This window comes from Lamprobacter modestohalophilus (assembly GCF_016583905.1).
GTDB classification, from domain to species: domain Bacteria; phylum Pseudomonadota; class Gammaproteobacteria; order Chromatiales; family Chromatiaceae; genus Lamprobacter; species Lamprobacter modestohalophilus.
The window spans coordinates 1-1649 of record NZ_NRRY01000149.1; the positions used below are offsets into that span (position 1 = coordinate 1).

General features: G+C 65.4%; 2 protein-coding genes. Both read left to right on the forward strand.

Annotation, left to right across the window (positions count from 1 at the left end):
- Positions 1–111: 111 nt before the first annotated feature.
- Complete coding sequence (locus CKO42_RS26455) at positions 112–621, forward strand: hypothetical protein (RefSeq protein WP_200252527.1); 510 nt, start codon at positions 112–114, stop codon at positions 619–621.
- Between the two features lie 40 nt (positions 622–661).
- Positions 662–1606, forward strand: coding sequence for a metallophosphoesterase (locus CKO42_RS26460; protein WP_200252545.1), 945 nt, complete (start codon positions 662–664; stop codon positions 1604–1606).
- Positions 1607–1649: the final 43 nt, after the last annotated feature.

Here is a 1649-nt window from a genome sequence, read left to right on the forward strand (position 1 = left end):
CCTTGGATCGAGGGTGGCGGCTTCTCGGCTTGGAGCTACGCGAAAAAGCGCTGCAAGGTGCTCTGCGCGGGCGACGAAGACGCGCCGCCTGAGTAAGGTCGATTGCTCCTCATGTCACTAACACACGATGACCTTGCGTCGATGATCTGCGACCACTGCGGCGGCCCGAGCACCCCCTGCGGGCTCTCGCTCACGCGGTCTCTGCAGTGGATGAGCATTGTTCCAGCCAAGGATCTGCCTGGGTACAACTGGCCTTCCGAACTGGTTGAGTGCGTCAACATCGTCAGAGACAGCGCAGAGGAGATCGGCCGCTACTGCAGTCATCCGTGCTGGTCCGCGGCCGAGCCTGACTGGATCGCCGCGCTTGGCCTGACCCGCCCCTATCCGCCGGCCGGTTTGGCCGTGCCCTGCTCACGCTGTGGGACGCTCGTCGATCGCCTGCGCGTGCATGTCGCCTACAACCTCAGCGACGAATGCTACGTCGAGGAGTCCGACGGCAGCCTCAGCGTGAAACCGAACGACGAAGACACGCTGGCCGTGCTCTGCAACCGCTGCGAATCGCCCGGAGTCGAGGTCGAAACGCAGGAGCAGACGTCACGTCCCGAGACGGCCCCGGCCTGATCATCCAACCCGGCCCCAGCCGCCAACGGAAGCCCACCTCATGGACGCCTACAGCCCCGACGCCTACGACCTCATCGGCGATCTCCACGGCCAAGCCCAACGCTTGCGCACACTGCTCGAGCAGCTCGGCTACCGCGAGACCGACGGCGCCTATCGTCATCCCCAGCGCCAAGCCCTGTTTGTCGGCGACTTCATCGACCGCGGTCCGCAGCAGCGCGAGACCGTCGCCATCGTCCGTGCCATGGTCGAGGCCGGTAGCGCCCAGGCCGTGCTCGGCAACCACGAATTCAACGCCATTGCTTTCGCCACCGAAGACCCCGAGGCACCCGGCACCCATCTGCGCCCGCGCAGCGAGAAGAACCGCCGCCAGCATCAGGACTTCTTGAACGAGGTCGAGCATCAGCCCGAGGTCCACGCCGACATCATCGACTGGTTCCGCAGCCTGCCGCTCTATCTCGAGCTCCCCGGCCTGCGCCTCATCCACGCCTGTTGGGAGGAGCAACAGCTCGCCGCGATCCGCCCATTCCTTGATGACGCCAACCGACTGACCGAGGCTGGCTTCATCGCCGCCAGTCGTTGCGGTCATCCCGCTTATGCCGCACTCGAGAGCCTGATCAAAGGCCTCGAGATGGCGCTGCCAGACGGCCATCGCTATCAGGACAAGACCGGCCATTGGCGCACCGATGTGCGGGTGCGCTGGTGGGATGAGACCGCCACTGACCTGCGCGACATCGCCTTGCTTGATGCCGAGCAACGCGACCAGTTACCGAGCGTTCCGGTCCCGCCCGCAGCCCGACCGGGCTACAGCGATACACGACCGCTGTTCATCGGCCACTACTGGCTCGACGGGGAGCCCGCACCGCTCACCCCCAAGGTTGCTTGCCTCGACTACAGTGGTGTCGAGCCGGGCATCCTCTGCGCCTATCGCTGGCAGGGCGAGACGCAACTGCGGACCGAGCATTTCTGCTGGGTCGGGTCCGAGTGAGCCTAGACCTCCCTCAGTCAGCAGCTACCTTCAAGGAGAGCGC